Annotated in this window: 16 protein-coding genes and 1 tRNA gene; all 17 read left to right on the forward strand. The window is 53.8% G+C overall.

The window, feature by feature from the left end; genetic code table 11:
- Window positions 1–32: 32 nt before the first annotated feature.
- The 17 genes from secG to CAP48_RS09390 all read left to right on the forward strand — a co-directional run bounded on the left by secG (window position 33) and on the right by CAP48_RS09390 (window position 17,191).
- Window positions 33–614 (forward strand): preprotein translocase subunit SecG, encoded by a 582-nt coding sequence (gene secG / locus CAP48_RS09305; protein WP_100695807.1) that lies wholly within the window; start codon window positions 33–35, stop codon window positions 612–614.
- Window positions 615–658: 44 nt separating this feature from the next.
- Window positions 659–743: transfer RNA gene (locus tag CAP48_RS09310), tRNA-Leu, on the forward strand.
- A 420-nt stretch (window positions 744–1,163) separates the two neighbouring features.
- Window positions 1,164–1,622 (forward strand): azurin, encoded by a 459-nt coding sequence (gene azu, locus CAP48_RS09315; protein WP_100695809.1) that lies wholly within the window; start codon window positions 1,164–1,166, stop codon window positions 1,620–1,622.
- Between the two features lie 532 nt (window positions 1,623–2,154).
- A complete protein-coding gene (locus CAP48_RS09320; protein ID WP_100695811.1) occupies window positions 2,155–3,363 on the forward strand; it encodes a porin in 1,209 nt (402 codons plus the stop codon).
- A gap of 687 nt (window positions 3,364–4,050) precedes the next feature.
- Window positions 4,051–4,410 carry an NADH-quinone oxidoreductase subunit A gene (locus CAP48_RS09330; protein ID WP_100695815.1) on the forward strand — a complete coding sequence of 120 codons (360 nt, stop codon included), beginning with the start codon at window positions 4,051–4,053 and terminating at the stop codon, window positions 4,408–4,410.
- Between the two features lie 24 nt (window positions 4,411–4,434).
- Window positions 4,435–4,923 carry an NADH-quinone oxidoreductase subunit B family protein gene (locus tag CAP48_RS09335; RefSeq protein WP_014750293.1) on the forward strand — a complete coding sequence of 163 codons (489 nt, stop codon included), beginning with the start codon at window positions 4,435–4,437 and terminating at the stop codon, window positions 4,921–4,923.
- A gap of 42 nt (window positions 4,924–4,965) precedes the next feature.
- Window positions 4,966–5,580: an NADH-quinone oxidoreductase subunit C gene (locus CAP48_RS09340; RefSeq protein ID WP_100695817.1), complete on the forward strand. Its 615-nt coding sequence runs from the start codon at window positions 4,966–4,968 to the stop codon at window positions 5,578–5,580.
- Window position 5,581: 1 nt separating this feature from the next.
- Complete coding sequence (locus tag CAP48_RS09345) at window positions 5,582–6,838, forward strand: NADH-quinone oxidoreductase subunit D (RefSeq protein ID WP_100695821.1); 1,257 nt, start codon at window positions 5,582–5,584, stop codon at window positions 6,836–6,838.
- A 25-nt stretch (window positions 6,839–6,863) separates the two neighbouring features.
- Window positions 6,864–7,358: an NADH-quinone oxidoreductase subunit NuoE gene (gene nuoE / locus CAP48_RS09350; RefSeq protein ID WP_100695823.1), complete on the forward strand. Its 495-nt coding sequence runs from the start codon at window positions 6,864–6,866 to the stop codon at window positions 7,356–7,358.
- A complete protein-coding gene (nuoF, locus tag CAP48_RS09355; RefSeq protein WP_100695825.1) occupies window positions 7,355–8,716 on the forward strand; it encodes an NADH-quinone oxidoreductase subunit NuoF in 1,362 nt (453 codons plus the stop codon). Before nuoE ends, nuoF begins: the two co-directional genes overlap by 4 nt.
- Window positions 8,717–8,724: 8 nt before the next feature.
- Window positions 8,725–11,061 (forward strand): NADH-quinone oxidoreductase subunit NuoG, encoded by a 2,337-nt coding sequence (gene nuoG / locus CAP48_RS09360; RefSeq protein ID WP_100695827.1) that lies wholly within the window; start codon window positions 8,725–8,727, stop codon window positions 11,059–11,061.
- Window positions 11,061–12,155: an NADH-quinone oxidoreductase subunit NuoH gene (nuoH, locus tag CAP48_RS09365; protein WP_100695829.1), complete on the forward strand. Its 1,095-nt coding sequence runs from the start codon at window positions 11,061–11,063 to the stop codon at window positions 12,153–12,155. The genes nuoG and nuoH overlap by 1 nt, the downstream gene beginning before the upstream one ends.
- 12 nt (window positions 12,156–12,167) lie before the next feature.
- On the forward strand, window positions 12,168–12,656 hold the full coding sequence (nuoI, locus tag CAP48_RS09370) for an NADH-quinone oxidoreductase subunit NuoI (protein ID WP_100695831.1): 489 nt from the start codon (window positions 12,168–12,170) through the stop codon (window positions 12,654–12,656).
- A 20-nt stretch (window positions 12,657–12,676) separates the two neighbouring features.
- Window positions 12,677–13,315, forward strand: a complete 639-nt coding sequence (locus tag CAP48_RS09375) for an NADH-quinone oxidoreductase subunit J (protein ID WP_100695833.1) — start codon at window positions 12,677–12,679, stop codon at window positions 13,313–13,315.
- Complete coding sequence (gene nuoK / locus CAP48_RS09380; protein WP_025373168.1) at window positions 13,312–13,638, forward strand: NADH-quinone oxidoreductase subunit NuoK; 327 nt, start codon at window positions 13,312–13,314, stop codon at window positions 13,636–13,638. The genes CAP48_RS09375 and nuoK overlap by 4 nt, the downstream gene beginning before the upstream one ends.
- 9 nt (window positions 13,639–13,647) lie before the next feature.
- Window positions 13,648–15,699 (forward strand): NADH-quinone oxidoreductase subunit L, encoded by a 2,052-nt coding sequence (gene nuoL, locus CAP48_RS09385; protein WP_100695835.1) that lies wholly within the window; start codon window positions 13,648–13,650, stop codon window positions 15,697–15,699.
- 10 nt (window positions 15,700–15,709) lie between these two features.
- Window positions 15,710–17,191 carry an NADH-quinone oxidoreductase subunit M gene (locus CAP48_RS09390; RefSeq protein ID WP_100696752.1) on the forward strand — a complete coding sequence of 494 codons (1,482 nt, stop codon included), beginning with the start codon at window positions 15,710–15,712 and terminating at the stop codon, window positions 17,189–17,191.
- Window positions 17,192–17,200 lie beyond the last annotated feature (9 nt).

Here is a 17,200-nt window from a genome sequence, read left to right on the forward strand (position 1 = left end):
CCCTTATACGGAATTTTTTGGAGTAATATTTAATGCCATCGTTTATATCCCCTTTACTGGCTGTCGTGCAGGTGCTGTCTGCGTTGGCAGTTATTGTCCTGGTGCTGTTGCAGCAGGGCAAGGGCGCTGATATGGGTTCATCCTTTGGTGGCGGTTCTGCCGGGAGCCTTTTTGGCTCCACCGGTGCAGCGAACTTTTTCTCGCGCGTGACAAAATGGGTGTCAATTCTCTTTTTCGCCTGCACACTGGGTCTGGCCTATATTGGCAGCAATTCGGGTCGCAGCGCCGGCCCCGAATCAGGTGGTGGTGTGATGCAGGGCTACGAGGCTCCTGCGCCTTCATCAAGTACGCCGGCCCCGGCGGCGCCCCAGCCGTCTGCGGATCTGCCGGTTGCTCCGGCGCCATCTGAAGCGCCTGCAGCACCAGCGCCATCTACTCCGGCCGAGCCGGACGCGACAGATGCAACGCCGGCAGCACCAGCAGCTGGTGAGGCACCGGCCACTGATGCGCCTGCAACTGAAAAAGCGCCTTCCACCGATGCGCCTGCTGTCGAAAATACAACACCTGCAGCGCCTGCTTCGCAGCCAAACGCAAATACGGAAACAAAACAGTAAGCGTTTATAAATAAATAGTGTTATAATCTTCTGTCTTTGCAGATGCTCACGTGGTGGAATTGGTAGACACGCTATCTTGAGGGGGTAGTGGCGAGAGCTGTGCGAGTTCGAGTCTCGCCGTGAGCACCAACTGTAAATGTTAATCCGTATTCCGTAGTCATCAAGCCCTTGCTTTTTTTCAGAGCAAGGGCTTTTTGCTGTGCGCCCTGTATGGGTGGTTCGGTAGGTGTTAAGGGTACTTTCTTTCTGGCTTTCCGCTTTCGCGCGCACTGAGTTGCGGCGCATAAAAAGCTGGGGCGCCAAGCACTTGCGTTGGTCGTTATGCTGATGACGGAATGGATAGGTACGCCGTTCCCGGGCCGGCTAACGGGCAATGAGTTTGGGTAATGCGTTTGCTGCGACCGTTATATGGCTGACTGCGCCTGAAAGCCGATGATACGGCAAGATGATTGATGCTAATCAATGCTGGTGGGGATATCGATGCAGCCCTAAAAACGAAGTGGTATAGTAATGGGGCATAATCAATTTCATTAACCCAGGGAGTACATAATGGCTTTTAAGTTAAAATTGAAACACGCGTTGGCTGCAATGGCATTGTCTGCAGCTTCACTGCCCGTTATGGCTGCTGAATGCGAGGTCGATGTTGAGGCCACGGATGCAATGCAATTTAACACCAAGGAAATCACGGTCAGTAAATCGTGCGAGGAATTCACGATCAATCTGAAGCATACCGGTCAATTGCCGAAAGCGGCAATGGGGCACAATATAGTCATCACCAAGTCTGCTGATATGGCAGCTGCGGAAACCGACGGCATTGCAGCGGGTGCCGACAGCGATTATGTGAAAGAGGGCGATGAGCGGGTTATTGCGCACACCAAGCTGGTTGGTGGCGGTGAGTCCGATTCGGTGAAAGTTCCTGTCGATAAGCTGACCGGCGATGATGTCTTCTTTTGCTCCTTCCCGGGACACAGTTCAATGATGAAAGGAACTGTCAAACTGGTTGATTAATCGTTTGACGCGTGCGCCAGGCTTGATGCCGGCACGCAAAATGCTCAATCTATGCCTCCCGTCGGGAGGCTTTTGTTTATTGCCGTCAGGCTTGCGGACGGCCCGAGGCACCCGTGATATTTGCATATATACAACAATATGTATGAAATTTGCAACACATTGCCGGCGTATCTGTTAACCTAAGTGTGACTGTGGAGTTTTCGCAACGCGAACGCTTAATTGTCACCTGGTAAAAACTCAGCAAGGCTGTAGGTGCCTGATTTCCTTGGGAATCGCCAACTTAAAGTAATTTCTAGCTTAAACGCGACTTTCTTTTGATTTTCCAGTCGTTGTTTGCCGTTTAAATTGTGGTTTTGTTGCATGCAACCTACAAAAAAGCAAAAAAAACGGTTCTTGATGCAGATCAAGGTAGCCAGATGGATCAAAATTTGGTGCAATAACTACAACTTCCCTTCGCGGAGTTTTATAGAGCGGTAGAACATAACGTCTTGATCGCTGCTCTGATCACTCAAAATCTACGGAGATTTAACAAATGAAAAAGACTTTGCTTGCTGCAGCTCTGGTTACCGGCTTCGCTGGTGTAGCTCACGCAGAAACTTCTGTAACGCTGTATGGTCTGGTTGATGCTGGTATTGGTTACAACCAAACCAAAGTCACTCAGGGTGATGCTTTCACAAAAACACGCGATATCGGTCTGATCAACGGCGTTAAGAACGGCAACCGTTGGGGCCTGAAAGGTACTGAAGATCTGGGTAACGGTACTAGCGCAATTTTCCAACTGGAAAGTGGCTTTGATCTGGGTAACGGTCATTCTTCACAAGGTGGCCGCCTGTTCGGTCGTAAAGCCATCGTTGGTTTGACTGGTGACAGCTGGGGTACATTGACTCTGGGTCGTCAGTACAACGTTGCTGATGATTTCATCTCTCCAATCGATCCATTCGGTACAAGCTTCTTCCAAGCTGGTGTTGTTGACGGTGCTTTCGGTTCTTCACCATCTGCCCGTATGGACAACTCCATCAAGTACATGACACCTGATTTCGCAGGTTTCAAAGCTGCTGTTGGTTATGCTGGTAAAAACACAAAAACCACATCAGAAGATTACTTGGGTAATGATTTCGAAGAGCGCGATACTTCCAACTGGATCACCGCTGGTCTGGCATACTACAATGGCCCGATCTCTGTAGCTGGTTCGTATGACCGCTTCCGTACAGATGTACGTGGTACAGAAGGCGATCTCAAAGGTACAACACACATGTGGAATATCTTTGGTGCGTATGACTTCGAAGTTGTCAAACTGCACTTGGGCTACGGTCAGATCCGTGGTTCTGTAGCAAACGACGTTGTTGCTGATGCTGGTGTTGGTAGCGTGGGCCTGAACGGCGCGCTGGCTGACTTCACTGCCGGCATGCGTGCTAACGACATGCTCGACTACACGCAAACTAACGGCTATCGTCAACAGTCTTGGATGGCTGGTCTGACTGCACCCGTTGGTGATGATGGTAAAGTACTGTTCTCTTACCAAGGCAACAAGTCCAAAAACACTGGCGAAGCATTCGACGGTGTAAAAGGCAAGCTGCACATCTTCAGCCTGGGTTATGTACACGACCTGTCTAAACGCACCAGCCTGTATGCAGTCGCATCTTACGGTACTGGCAAACTGAAGTTCAATGACAGCGAAGTAAACGAGAAAGTTAAACTGAAATCAACTCTGGTTGGTGTAGGTATGCAACACCGCTTCTAATGAAATGCATCGCTTAGCGATGTTTTCATAGAGCAGAGAAAAACCACCCTTCGGGGTGGTTTTTTTTTGCGTGCGATAAACGTGATCATCGCAGGGGCGCTGCAGCCATCTGTAACGCCATCTGGTGTGGCCTCTGGTCGGGGGGGGGCCACAAGTTCTTTCACATCTGGTTTTCCTGTTGATTGTGAATTCATCCTGGCTGTTGCTTTTCTGTCCAGTTTCTATTTGGGTTGTCGATGGGGTTTTTCCTGGTCTTCGATCTGCTATCATGATTGACGTAAGTGATGCGCGGGCCTATGCTGTGTGTCAGGCGGAGCGCCGTCAGGCAGGGCGTGGTCAAGCGCAAACCGCCTCAGGTTTTTGATGCCAATGTGGCGATTCTCCCCTCATTTGCTGCGCAACAGCTAATGAGTGGTTGCAGGGGCGGGCAGGGCGATGGTAATCGGTTGTCTGATGTTGTTACGGCTCAATATCTCCGGTTATTTTTTGATCATCGTGTCCGCAATTTTGCTTGAAAGATCAATCTGTTAAGCTGTGGTTCAGCTCATTGGGCAAATGTTGTATCAAGGTGTCTGCACCAGCCTAATTATCTGTTTTTAACCGGATGAATCCGCGCGCGGATGTTTATGAAATGATACAATCTAAAAGTTTATAAATTTTCATATTCAACCTTTGTGGCGGCGTATTATGTCTATCGCTGAATACTTCCCGGTCCTCCTTTTTATTGTGGTTGCAGGCATCATTGGTGTTGCATTGCTGGCCATGGGATCATTCCTAGGACCGCGTCAGCCCGGTGCCGAAAAAGATTCACCTTACGAGTGTGGTTTCGAGGCCTTCGAAGACGCGCGTATGCGCTTTGATGTTCGTTATTATCTGGTGGCTATCCTGTTTATTCTGTTCGACCTGGAAATTGCATTCCTGTTTCCCTGGGCCATCGCCAATGGGCAGGTCGGTCTGGTCGGATTCTGGACGGTCATCGTGTTCCTGACAGTGCTTACTGTCGGGTTTATTTATGAATGGAAAAAAGGTGCACTGGACTGGGATTAATTTTTCCCTGACGTGTATGTCATTATGTCTTCTGAACAAAACGTATTGAACAAGCAGGGCTTTCTGGTTACATCAACCGATGCCGTGCTCAACTGGGTGAAAACCGGCTCCATGTGGCCTGTCACTTTCGGTCTGGCCTGTTGTGCGGTCGAAATGATGCATGCCGGTGCGTCGCGCTATGACCTGGACCAGTTTGGTATTATTTTCCGACCCAGCCCCCGGCAGTCCGACGTGATGATTGTTGCCGGCACTCTCTGTAATAAAATGGCGCCGCCGCTGCGCAAGGTTTACGACCAGATGGCCGAGCCTCGCTGGGTCGTTTCCATGGGATCCTGTGCCAACGGTGGTGGATACTACCACTATTCGTATTCCGTCGTGCGTGGCTGTGATCGTATCGTCCCTGTCGATATCTATGTGCCGGGCTGTCCGCCCACGGCAGAGGCCCTGGTATACGGCCTGCTGCAGTTGCAGAACAAGATTCGTCGCACCAATACCATCGCACGCGAAGCGTAACTGGCCTCTGGCCGCACCTCTTTTTGTAAAAGCGTCAATGTTATGACCCGTTTAGAAACCTTGGAACAAGCCCTGCGTGAACAGTTCGGCGACCATGAGTCGTTCGTGCTGACTAGCGCCTATGGCGAGCTTAACCTGGAAATTCCAGCCGAAAAATGGATAGATACCTGTCGGTTCCTGCGCGATGACGCCGCTTTGCGCTTCGAGTCCTGTATTGACTTGTGCGGGGTCGATTACCTGACCTACGGCCAGCCCGGTGTGCATGCGACACGTACTTTTCCAACCCGCTTTGCGGTTGCCGTGCAATTGCTGTCACTGACGCACAACTGGCGCCTGCGCGTCCGAACATGGGTTCCGAATGACGAGTTTCCCGTGATTGCCTCGCTGATCGACGTCTGGCCTGCGGTCAACTGGTTTGAGCGGGAGGCATTCGACCTTTATGGCATCGTTTTTGAAGGGCATCCCGACTTGCGCCGTATCCTGACCGATTATGGTTTTATTGGCCATCCGTTCCGCAAGGATTTCCCGTTGTCCGGCTATGTGGAAATGCGTTACGACGAGGCTTCCCAGCGCGTGATCTATCAGCCCGTCACCATCGAGCCGCGCGAAATTACACCACGCGTGATCCGCGAGGAAGGCTACGGAGTAGGACGTTAATATGGCAGAAATCAAGAACTACACGCTTAACTTTGGCCCCCAGCATCCTGCTGCGCACGGCGTATTGCGTCTTATCCTGGAACTGAGTGGCGAGGTTATTCAGCGCGCCGACCCACATATCGGTCTGCTGCATCGCGCCACCGAAAAACTGGCCGAGCACAAGACCTATTTGCAGGCCTTGCCCTACATGGACCGTCTCGATTACGTCTCCATGATGTGTAATGAGCATGCCTACGTGATGGCCATCGAGAAACTGCTGGGTATTGAAGTGCCGTTGCGCGCGCAATACATCCGCGTCATGTTCGATGAAATCACCCGCCTGCTGAACCACCTCATGAGTGTTGGCACGCACGGGCTTGACGTGGGCGCCATGGCGGCCATGCTGTACGCTTTCCGTGAACGTGAAGACCTGATGGACTGCTATGAGGCGGTTTCGGGTGCGCGCATGCATGCTGCTTATTATCGTCCGGGTGGCGTATATCGCGATCTGCCCGATAGCATGCCGCAGCATAAGATGGAATCCAAGTATCGAAGCAAGCGTGAAATCAAGCAATTTAACGAGAATCGTGACGGTTCTCTGCTCGATTTCATCGAAGCGTTTACCGAGAGATTCCCTAAGTGTGTCGATGAATACGAAACATTGCTGACCGATAATCGTATCTGGAAGCAACGCCTGGTTGGTATCGGCGTTGTCGATCCCGATCGCGCCATGGCGCTGGGCTTTACCGGTCCGATGCTGCGTGGCTCGGGCATAAGCTGGGATTTGCGTCGCATGCAGCCCTATGAAGTTTATGATCGCCTGGAGTTTGATATCCCGGTGGGTACTAACGGCGATTGTTATGACCGTTATCTGGTGCGTATTGCAGAGATGCGGGAAAGTAACCGCATTATTTCTCAATGCGTGCATTGGCTGCGTAATAACCCCGGACCGGTTATCAACGATAACCACAAGATCACACCGCCGAATCGGACCAGCATGAAATCCAATATGGAAGAGCTGATCCATCACTTCAAACTGTTTACCGAAGGTTTTCCGGTACCTGCAGGCGAAGTGTATTCTGCGGTCGAACATCCGAAAGGAGAGTTCGGCATTTACCTGGTGTCTGACGGGGCGAACAAACCGTATCGCCTGAAAATTCGTCCACCTGGGTTTGTACACCTTCAATCACTGGACGAAATGTCCCGCGGTCATATGCTGGCCGATGCTGTCACGATTATCGGTACTCAGGATATCGTGTTTGGTGAAATTGACCGCTGACCGCAGCGGATTACTGGATTAAAAAATGTTGCTTTCTCAACAGGCGTATACAAGGATAGACAAAGAGCTGGCCAAATATCCGGCCGATCAGCGTCAGTCCGCCATTATGTCGGCCCTGCGCATTGCGCAGGTGGAAAAAGGCTGGGTATCGGCAGAAATTATTGCCGATGTGGCGCGCTATATCGGCGTGGAGCCGATAGCGGTTCAGGAAGTCGCCACCTTTTACAACATGTTCAACACCAAGCCGGCGGGCCGGTTCAAGATTAGTGTGTGCACCAATCTGCCCTGTGCCTTGCGCGATGGTGAGAAAACCGCCGAGTATCTGAAGCAGAAGCTGGGTATCGAGCTGGGAGAAACCACGCCCGACGGCCTGTTCACGCTGCAGGAAGGCGAGTGCATGGGCGCTTGCGGCGACTCGCCCGTTCTGATTGTGAACAACCACCATATGTGTGTACGTATGTCGACAGAAAAAATCGACGCTATGCTGTCCGAGCTTGCCCAACAGGGAGATGCCGCATGAGTATCATTCTGAGCAAGTACTCACAGGGACTGGATACTAACCCTTCGGGCGATCTGAGTGCCTCCATGGCGCTACACGGCCGTCATATCCAGCCACAAATCATGGCCGATCTTGATGGCGAGAACTGGCGCCTGCAAGACTACGTCAAGCGTGGCGGATATGAGGCGCTGCGCAAGATTCTGACCACAGGCATGAGCCAGGAAGATGTCATTGCCGAAGTCAAGGCCTCTGGCTTGCGTGGCCGTGGCGGCGCCGGGTTTCCGACCGGCCTGAAGTGGAGCTTCATGCCCCGTAATTTTCCGGGCCAGAAGTATTTGGTTTGCAATTCCGATGAAGGTGAACCGGGCACGTTCAAGGATCGCGATATCCTGCGTTCCAATCCGCATATCGTCATCGAGGGGATGGCCATTGCCGCCTATGCCATGGGCATCACGGTAGGCTACAACTATATCCACGGTGAGATTTTCGAAATTTATGAGCGCTTTGAAGAGGCGCTGGAAGAGGCGCGAGCTGCAGGCTTTCTAGGCGATGACATTCTCGGGTCTGATTTCTCGTTCCAGCTGCATGCCCATCATGGTTACGGCGCCTATATCTGCGGTGAAGAGACGGCGTTGCTCGAATCGCTGGAAGGCAAGAAAGGACAGCCTCGATTCAAGCCGCCGTTTCCGGCCAGCTTTGGTCTGTATGGCAAGCCGACGACCATTAACAATACCGAAACATTTGCAGCCGTCCCCTGGATCATCCGCAATGGTGGCCAGCAGTATCTGGACATCGGCCTGCCCAATAATGGCGGCACCAAGCTGTTTTCCATCACCGGCGACGTCGAGCGTCCCGGCAACTATGAAATTCCACTGGGTACGCCGTTTTCCAAGCTGCTGGAATTGGCTGGCGGTATGCGCGAAGGGCGTCAGCTCAAGGCCGTGATTCCGGGCGGCTCCAGTGCACCGGTATTGCCAGCCGATATCATGATGGATTGCACCATGGATTATGACGCTATTGCCAAGGCCGGCTCCATGCTGGGTTCGGGCGCGGTCATTGTCATGGACGAAACCCGCTGCATGGTCAAATCTCTGCTGCGGCTGTCCTATTTCTATTTCGAAGAGAGCTGTGGCCAGTGTACGCCGTGCCGGGAAGGAACCGGTTGGCTTTACCGCATGGTTAACCGCATTGAACACGGGCAGGGACGTCAGGAAGACCTGGATCTGCTCGACACCATTGCCGGCAATATCATGGGCCGCACCATTTGTGCGCTGGGCGACGCGGCGGCAATGCCGGTTCGCGGGTTTTTGAAGCATTATCGCGATGAATTCGCATACCACATTGAGCATAAGCAATGTGTGGTTCCTCAATATCTGTAGGTCAAAGCATGGTTGAACTTACCATAGACGGAAAACCCGTATCAGTGCCCGAAGGCAGCATGGTTATGCATGCGGCCAGCGAACTGGGCCTGTACGTTCCGCATTTCTGTTATCACAAGAAGCTGTCCATCGCGGCCAACTGTCGTATGTGCCTGGTCGAAGTCGAGAAAGCCCCCAAGGCGCTTCCAGCATGTGCGACGCCTGTTACGCAGGGCATGATCGTGCACACCTGCTCGGCTAAGGCCGTTGCGGCGCAGAAAAGCGTCATGGAATTTTTGCTGATCAACCATCCATTGGATTGCCCCATCTGTGACCAGGGCGGCGAATGCCAATTGCAGGACCTGGCGGTCGGCTACGGCAGTAGTGAATCGCGCTACCGCGAAGAAAAACGGGTTGTCTTTCACAAGGATGTCGGCCCGCTGGTGTCAGCCGAGGAAATGACCCGTTGCATCCATTGCACACGATGTGTTCGTTTCGGGCAGGAAGTGGCCGGTATCATGGAACTGGGCATGCTCAATCGTGGCGAACATGCGGAAATCCAGACTTTCGTTGGCAGCGCCATCGAGTCTGAATTGTCCGGCAATATGATTGATTTGTGTCCGGTCGGTGCGCTTACGTCCAAGCCGTTCCGTTATACGGCACGGACCTGGGAGCTGGCGCGACGCCGCTCAATCAGCGCACACGATAGTGTCGGCACCAACTTGGTTGTACAGGTCAAGGGCGACTCCGTTATGCGCGTCGTACCGTTTGAACAAGAAGATATCAACGAATGCTGGATTAGCGACAAGGATCGCTGGTCCTACGAAGGACTGAACGTTGACGATCGCTTGAAAACACCGATGATCAAGGGCGACGACGGCGTATGGCGCGAGGCGTCCTGGAACGAGGCGCTGACGGCTGCGGCGCAGGTGCTCGAGCGCATCAATCAGACTCATGGCGATGGCCAGATCGGCGCGCTTGCCACTGAATACTCCACGGTCGAGGAGCTGGCGTTGCTGGCTCGGCTTACGCGTGGCCTGGGTTCACAGCATATTGATTTTCGTTTGCGTCAGACCGACGCCGGCTTTGAACATGCGCTGCAAGGAGCCCCGTGGCTGGGCATGCCCATTGCCGAATTGAACACGCTCGATCGCGTGCTTGTTATCGGCTCAGTGCTGCGTAAGGATCACCCGCTGTTTGCCCAGCGGCTGCGCCAGGCGGCAAAGCAGGGGACGCAAATCGTCATTATCGATACGACGGGCGACGACCCCCTGATTCCTACCGCCAAACGAATTACCGTTGCGCCTGACCAGTTGCACAGCTTTGTTGCGCGGATCGCGGCAGCCGGTAATGCTGCCGGCCAGGACGAGTCGCAAGCCCAGTCGTCGGCCGACCAGGACCTGAAGCCGGCCGACGTTGCCGCCATTCTGGCCTCTGGCAGCAAGACGGCAGTGTTTTTGGGCAATATGGCCGTGGCCAGCCCACAAGCCTCGCAACTGGCCGTGCAGGCACAGGCCATCGCACAGCGCGCCAACGGCACACTGGGCTTTCTGACTGCCGGCGCCAATACGGTGGGCGGTTATCTGGCCGGCGCCGTGGCGACCGAAGACGGCATGAATGTGGTCAAGATGATGGACAATCCGCTAAAAGCGTATCTGGTTCTGCACGCGGAGCCGACGCTGGATATGGACGATGGCGAGAAGGCTGAAAAAATGCTGGCCGGCGCGTTCTCCATTGCGTTGACCTCATATAAATCGGCCGCAGAAAACTGGGCGCGTATCATGCTGCCGGTTGCGCCATTTACCGAAACTTCCGGTACCTTTGTCAGCGCCGAAGGGCGTGCGCAAAGCTTCAAGGGCGTGGTCGCCGGCCTTGGCCACAGTCGTCCTGCCTGGAAAGTGTTGCGGGTGCTGGGCAATATCCTGAAACTGACCGACTTTGAAGACGAGACCTCCGAGTCGGTGCGCGACAGTGTCCTGCTCAATGGCTTTACCTCAAAATTGTCAAACCGCGTAACAGTGGCGGCCAGTGAACCGGTAACATCGCCGGTAAGCGAAGGCGCATTGCAGCGTGTGGCCGATCTGCCCATCTATCGGACCGATGCCATTGTGCGCCGTGCGCATTCCCTGCAACTGGCGCCGGCCAGCGCGGCCCCCGTTGCCAGCCTGAACGGGGCAACGCTTGCGCGTCTGGGCGTGCAAAGTGGCGACACCGTTCGTGTGCGGGCCGGTAACGGCAACGATATCCAGATCCAGGCGAAGCTGGACGATCGCCTGGCGGACAATACCGTTCGTATCGCTCAGGGTTTTGCGCAAACTGCCGCACTTGGCAGTGCTTTCGGTAATGTAATCGTGGAGAAACTGTGATGGATATCTGGTCCTGGTTTACCGACGGCGTCAAGGCAGTCAATGTTTGGGGAACAGATTTGCTCGGTCCGGTGGCATGGCTCGTCCTCTGGACGTTGCTCATGATTGTCGTCATCGCGTTGCCCATCATCCTTTGCGTGGCTTTCCTGACCTTGTGGGAGCGTCGCATGATTGGTTACATGCACGTACGGCGTGGTCCCAATCGCGTCGGCCCCGGTGGCATGTTGCAGCCGTTCGCCGATGTGCTCAAGCTGCTGACAAAAGAAGTGATCGTGCCGGCACAGGCCAACAAGGTCCTGTATTTTATCGCGCCGGTGCTGATTCTGATCCCGGCGCTGGCGGCCTGGGCTGTCGTGCCTTTCGGGCCCGAAGTCGTGTTGGCCAATGTCAATGCCGGCTTGCTGTATCTCATGGCGATCACCTCTATCGGCGTGTATGGCGTGATTATTGCCGGCTGGGCATCCAACTCCAAGTACGCGTTCCTTGGCGCCATGCGTGCATCGGCACAAATGGTCTCTTATGAACTGGCTATCGGCTTCGTGCTGGTTACCGTATTGCTGGTGTCAGGCACATTGAACATGAACGGCATTGTCGAAGGGCAGTTGCGAGGCTGGTTCGCCTCCCATGGCGTCAATTTCATGTCCTGGAATTGGCTGCCTCTGTTGCCGTTGTTTGTTATTTATGTCATTTCTGCGGTAGCCGAAACCAACCGTCACCCGTTTGACGTGGTCGAGGGCGAGTCCGAGATCGTGGCCGGCCATATGGTGGAATATTCGGGCATGGGCTTTGCGCTGTTCTTCCTGGCCGAATACGCCAACATGATTTTGTTGTCTGCAATTGCGGCGGTGATGTTCCTGGGCGGCTGGGCTGCCCCGCTGGATATCGTGCCCTTTACGTGGGTCCCCGGCTGGTTGTGGCTGAGCTTGAAAACGTTTTTCGTGGTGTCGCTGTTCATCTGGTTCCGCGCTTCCTTTCCCCGCTACCGCTATGATCAGATCATGCGCCTGGGCTGGAAAGTATTCATTCCGCTCACCGGGGTCTGGCTGCTGATTGTCGCGATCTGGATGCAGACGCCCTTTAATATCTGGAAATAGGCTGACAGAGACATGAGTGCAATTAAAGATTTTTTTGGCAGCCTGTTACTGACTGAATTGCTAAAAGGCATGAGTCTGACGGGCAAGTACTTCTTCAAACGCAAGATTACGTTGCAATACCCTTACGAGAAAACGCCGGCTTCCCCGCGGTTTCGCGGATTGCATGCGCTGCGTCGCTATCCCAATGGGGAAGAGCGTTGCATTGCCTGTAAATTGTGCGAGGCAGTGTGTCCGGCGCTGGCGATCACCATCGAGTCGGAAGAGCGTGACGACGGTACCCGCCGCACCACACGCTACGACGTGGATTTGGCTAAGTGCATTTTTTGCGGTTTCTGCGAAGAAAGCTGCCCGGTCGACTCCATTGTCGAGACGCATATTCACGAGTACCACGGTGAGAAGCGGGGAGATCTGTATTTCACCAAGGATATGCTGCTCGCAGTAGGGGACAAGTATGAATCCGAGATCGCTGCGCGTCGCGAAGCCGATGCCCCGTACCGATAAAGGCAAGTGAGAAGATAACCATGTTTACAACTGTTCTCTTTTATATTCTGGCCGTTATCCTGATCATTGCAGGTGCGCGGGTCATTACTGCAAACAGCCCGGTGACAGCGGTGCTGCATCTGATACTGACTTTTTTCACGGCGTCCATGCTATGGATGTTGTTGGGTGCAGAATTTCTGTCGCTGTTGCTGGTCCTGGTCTACGTGGGCGCAGTGATGGTGCTGTTCCTTTTTGTGGTCATGATGATCGACATTACGCCGACCAATCTGCGCTCGGGCTTTAAGACCTATCTGCCGCTGGGGCTGGTTGTCGGTGGCGTTATGGTGCTGGAAATTGCGTTTGTACTGGGTAATATGTACCTAGGCTCGGGTCCGTCCCTTTCCATGCCGGCCGAATACAACAACACCCGTGAACTGGGTATTGCACTGTATTCCGAATACTCCTATGCGATCCAGATCGGCGCGATGACGCTGCTGGTGGGCATGGTCGCGGCGATCGCGCTAACCCTGCGCGAACGTCGCAACCGCAAGTACGTTACATCCGATCAGCAACTTGGCGTCAAGGCATCTGATCGTCTCAAAATGATCAATATCCCGTCACAAACGGAAGTGCCGACGGCGAATGAACAGGGTGTCAAACCAGTAGGGGAAGGCCAATGACCATATCACTCGCTCATTATTTGATCCTTGGCGCAATCATGTTTGCCATGGGGGTTTTTGGTATTTTCCTGAACCGTCGCAATCTGATCAGCCTGCTCATGTCGATCGAGCTTATGCTGCTGGCCGTCAATATCAACTTCGTGGCTTTTTCCAGCTGGATGCCGGGTGCCGATGGCATGCCTGATACAGCCGGACAGATATTCGTATTTTTCATCCTTACGGTGGCCGCTGCCGAAGCGGCTATCGGTCTGGCGATTCTTGTGATGCTGTTCCGTAAAATCAATTCAATCAACGTGGACGACATCGGTCGTTTGAAAGGGTAAGGATCCGGAATGAACAACTCCTTATCATCTTCGCTGCTTCTGGTGATTGCGCTGGCTCCCTTGTTGGGCGCGATCATTACCGGTCTGTTTGGAACCGGCTTTGTGGGACGGTCGGTCAGTCGTCGTGCTTCGCACATCATTACGATCATACTGGTGGCCGTGTCTTTCTTTGGTTCGGCCTATGTCCTGTATCAGGTTGCGTTCAACGCGGCTTATTATAACGATACGGTCTATACATGGAGCCTGATAGGCACCCGCGTAGCCGAGGTCGGCTTTCTGGTTGACGGGCTGACTGCGCTCATGATGGTTGTGGTCACTTCCGTGTCGCTGATGGTTCACATCTATACCATCGGCTACATGGTTGATGATCCTGGCTACCAGCGTTTCTTCTCTTATATCTCGCTATTTACGTTCTCCATGTTGATGCTGGTCATGGCCAACAACATGCTCCAGCTGTTTTTTGGCTGGGAAGCGGTGGGCCTGGTCTCGTACTTGCTGATTGGTTTCTGGTACACGCGGCCGACCGCGATTTTTGCCAACATGAAGGCGTTCCTGATCAACCGCGTCGGCGATTTCGGCTTTGTACTGGGTATTGCGCTGCTGTTCGCGTATACCGGCTCGCTGAACTACGCTGATGTTTTTGCGCAGTCCGACAAGCTGGCTGCCACAGCCTTTCCTGGCACCGACTGGCATCTGATCACCGTTGCGTGTATCTGCCTGTTTATTGGCGCCATGGGTAAATCGGCCCAGGTGCCGTTGCATGCCTGGCTGCCCGATTCCATGGAAGGCCCGACGCCCATTTCTGCCCTGATTCACGCGGCAACGATGGTGACGGCCGGGATCTTCATGGTCGCGCGTTTCTCGCCCTTGTTTGAGCTGTCTCCCACCGCGCTTTCATTTGTGATTGTGATCGGTAGTATCGGCGCCTTGTTTCTGGGTATTCTGGGGATTATTCAGAACGACATCAAACGGGTGGTTGCCTATTCAACGCTATCCCAGTTGGGTTATATGACGGTGGCCCTGGGTGCATCGGCTTATCCGATCGCCATTTTCCACCTGATGACGCACGCGTTTTTCAAGGCACTGCTGTTTTTGGGGGCCGGTTCCGTGATTATCGGCATGCACCATGACCAGGACATCCGCAATATGGGTGGCCTGCGCAAATTTATGCCGATTACGTGGATTACCTTCCTGATCGGCACCTTGTCCCTGGTGGGCACGCCGTTCTTTGCCGGCTTCTATTCCAAGGAACATATTATCGAGGCTGCCGGTGCCGCAACGGTATGGGGTAGCGGGTTCGCCTATTGGGCAACGCTGATCGGCGTGTTTGTCACGTCACTGTATTCGTTCCGTGTTTACTTCCTGGTATTTCACGGCAAACCCAGATTCAATACCGATGACCATGCGCATCATGGCCACGCTGATGCCGCGGCGCACGATACGCATAAAGACGATGCGCACGGTCATGATGACCACCATGGCGGCACACCGCATGAGTCGCCATGGGTTGTGACATTGCCGCTGGTGCTGTTGGCGATCCCATCCGTTGTGGTTGGCGCCTGGGTGATTGATCCTCTGCTGTTCGGCGACTTCTTCAAGGGCGTCATCACGGTTTCCGAAGCGCATCCGGCCATGCAGGAACTGGCACATGAGTTCCACGGCTGGGTTGCGTATGGTCTTCATGCTTTCACCACGGTCCCGTTCTGGCTGATGATTGCCGGACTGGTGGTTGCCTGGTACTGCTATCTGGTCAATCCGGCGTTGCCTGCCCGGGTATACGGTTCGTTGTCCGGTGTCAATCGGATCCTGGAGAACAAATACTATGTGGACTGGGTCAATGAAAACATCTTTGCGCGTGGCGCTCGCGGTCTGGGTACGCTGTTCTGGAATGTCGGCGACAAGGGTGTGATCGACGGTGGTCTGGTATCGGGCAGTACCCGCCTGGTCGGGCTGGTGGCTGCCATCAGCCGTCATTTGCAGTCTGGTTACATTTACCATTATGCATTTGCTATGATCGTAGGCGTGATTGCCTTCATTTCAATATTTGTGCTGGTACTTTAAGATGGGCGAAATGACTTCTACCTTACCCTGGCTGTCCCTGGCAATTTTTGTGCCGATCGTTGCCGGCATTCTGGTTCTGATCATGGGCAGTGACGAACGCGCCGATTTCACCCGCAAGCTGGCTCTTTTTGGTTCCGTAATCAGCTTCCTGGTCACGCTGCCGGTTTACTTTGGTTTTGACGGCTCAACGGCACAAATGCAGTTTGTCGAAAACACGCCCTGGATTGACGCGTTCTCTGCTACCTACCATCTGGGAGTTGACGGTATTTCGATGTGGCTGGTGCTGCTCACTTCCTTTATCACCGTCATTGTTGTACTGGCTGGCTGGGAAGTGATTACCAAGCGCGTTGCCCAGTACATGGCAGCGTTCCTGATTCTGTCCGGTCTGATGGTTGGCGTGTTCGCTGCGCTGGACGGCCTGTTGTTCTACCTGTTTTTCGAAGCCACCCTGATCCCGATGTACATTATCATCGGTGTGTGGGGCGGACCGAACCGCGTCTATGCCGCGTTCAAGTTCTTCCTGTATACGCTGCTGGGTTCTCTGCTGACGCTGATCGCGTTCATCTACCTGTATACGCAGACCGGTTCGTTTGATATTCAGGTCTGGCAGCAGGCCAAGCTGGGTTATACGCCCCAACTGCTGATTTTCTTTGCGTTGTTGGCTGCCTTTGCTGTGAAAGTGCCGATGTGGCCGGTGCATACCTGGTTGCCCGATGCTCACGTGGAAGCGCCCACGGGCGGGTCTATCGTGCTGGCGGCCATCATGCTCAAGCTCGGCGCCTACGGCTTTCTGCGTTTTTCCCTGCCAATTGCGCCGGATGCCTCGCACAGTATGGCAGGCATGATGATTGCCCTGTCTCTGATCGCCGTGATTTATATCGGCCTGGTGGCAATCGTGCAGGACGACATGAAAAAACTGGTGGCCTATTCATCGGTCGCACACATGGGTTTTGTGACACTGGGCTTTTTCCTGTTCAATACGACTGGGATGGAAGGCGCGATTATTCAGATGATCTCGCACGGCTTTGTGTCGGGCGCCATGTTCCTGTGTATCGGGGTACTGTATGATCGGCTGCATACCCGCCGCATTGCCGATTATGGTGGCGTGGTCAATAGCATGCCCAAATTCGTGACGTTCTTCGTGCTGTTCTCCATGGCCAATAGCGGCCTGCCGGCGACCAGCGGATTTGTCGGTGAATTTTTCGTCATCCTGGGTGCGGTCGAGCATAATTTCTGGATCGGCCTGCTTACGGCAACGGCCCTGATTCTGGGTGCATCGTATTCATTGTGGATGCTCAAGCGCGTTGCGTACGGCGAAATCACCAATGAAGCGGTAAAGCAGATGAAGGACGTCAATTGCCGCGAATATGCATTGCTGGCCGTTTTGGCGATCTTCGTGCTGGTAATGGGTATCTACCCGAAACTCTTTACCGACGTTATGCACGTGTCTGTTCAGCATTTGCTGGATCACGTGGCCGTTTCTAAACTGTAAGACTGAGTC

It is taken from the genome of Advenella sp. S44, assembly GCF_002810445.1.
Taxonomy (GTDB): Bacteria; Pseudomonadota; Gammaproteobacteria; order Burkholderiales; family Burkholderiaceae_B; genus Advenella.

Coding starts and splice junctions, on each gene's coding strand:
- azu (WP_100695809.1), top strand. CDS start 1,164: ATGGCTTTTAAGTTAAAATTGAAACACGCGTTGGCTGCAATGGCATTG.
- nuoH (WP_100695829.1), top strand. CDS start 11,061: ATGGATATCTGGTCCTGGTTTACCGACGGCGTCAAGGCAGTCAATGTT.
- secG (WP_100695807.1), top strand. CDS start 33: ATGCCATCGTTTATATCCCCTTTACTGGCTGTCGTGCAGGTGCTGTCT.
- CAP48_RS09345 (WP_100695821.1), top strand. CDS start 5,582: ATGGCAGAAATCAAGAACTACACGCTTAACTTTGGCCCCCAGCATCCT.
- CAP48_RS09375 (WP_100695833.1), top strand. CDS start 12,677: ATGTTTACAACTGTTCTCTTTTATATTCTGGCCGTTATCCTGATCATT.
- CAP48_RS09320 (WP_100695811.1), top strand. CDS start 2,155: ATGAAAAAGACTTTGCTTGCTGCAGCTCTGGTTACCGGCTTCGCTGGT.
- nuoE (WP_100695823.1), top strand. CDS start 6,864: ATGTTGCTTTCTCAACAGGCGTATACAAGGATAGACAAAGAGCTGGCC.
- nuoI (WP_100695831.1), top strand. CDS start 12,168: ATGAGTGCAATTAAAGATTTTTTTGGCAGCCTGTTACTGACTGAATTG.
- CAP48_RS09330 (WP_100695815.1), top strand. CDS start 4,051: ATGTCTATCGCTGAATACTTCCCGGTCCTCCTTTTTATTGTGGTTGCA.
- nuoL (WP_100695835.1), top strand. CDS start 13,648: ATGAACAACTCCTTATCATCTTCGCTGCTTCTGGTGATTGCGCTGGCT.
- nuoF (WP_100695825.1), top strand. CDS start 7,355: ATGAGTATCATTCTGAGCAAGTACTCACAGGGACTGGATACTAACCCT.
- CAP48_RS09340 (WP_100695817.1), top strand. CDS start 4,966: ATGACCCGTTTAGAAACCTTGGAACAAGCCCTGCGTGAACAGTTCGGC.
- nuoG (WP_100695827.1), top strand. CDS start 8,725: ATGGTTGAACTTACCATAGACGGAAAACCCGTATCAGTGCCCGAAGGC.
- nuoK (WP_025373168.1), top strand. CDS start 13,312: ATGACCATATCACTCGCTCATTATTTGATCCTTGGCGCAATCATGTTT.
- CAP48_RS09390 (WP_100696752.1), top strand. CDS start 15,710: ATGACTTCTACCTTACCCTGGCTGTCCCTGGCAATTTTTGTGCCGATC.
- CAP48_RS09335 (WP_014750293.1), top strand. CDS start 4,435: ATGTCTTCTGAACAAAACGTATTGAACAAGCAGGGCTTTCTGGTTACA.